The following is a 445-nucleotide window of genomic DNA, read 5'->3' as shown; positions in this document are numbered from 1 at the left end:
CCTGCCAGCCGGCCTTCAGTGCCAGGTGCTCGTTCATGCTCACCGAGACACCGAAGTCGTTCTGGCCGAAGGTGTTGTACGAACCGGATTCGACCAGCAGCGTGTTGACCAGGTCGGTGTTGTCAGTCAGCGAATACTTCATGTCGAACAGGCCACGGCCGATCAGGCCGGTGCGGGTGCGGTCGTCCTCGGTGCTGTGGGTGCGGCGCACACCGGGGCCGATCTGCGCGTCGAACGGGAAGCGCTCGGTGTTCCACAGGCGGGTGCCGTAACCCAGACCGAACGAGCTCTGGCGGTCGTAGGTGGCGAAGTCGTCGCGTTCCGTACGCACCGTCGCGGTCAGCTGGCGGTGTTCGCCCAGCTGCAGCGCGCTGCCGGCACTGCCGGTGTAGCGGTTGGCGGTGGTGTTGTTGCGGCGGGTGGTGGTGCCGTCGTCGTTGGTTTC

General features: G+C 66.1%; 1 protein-coding gene. It reads right to left on the bottom strand.

Annotated elements, in window-relative coordinates:
- The coding region (locus D7X55_RS46470) for a DUF481 domain-containing protein (protein ID WP_121725759.1) at positions 1-445 on the bottom strand (445 nt) is incomplete at both ends.

It is taken from the genome of Corallococcus sp. AB049A (assembly GCF_003668885.1).
GTDB classification, from domain to species: Bacteria; Myxococcota; Myxococcia; order Myxococcales; family Myxococcaceae; genus Corallococcus; species Corallococcus interemptor.
Note: the sequence above shows the minus strand (reverse complement) of the source record. Positions and strands in the feature narration are given on the sequence as shown.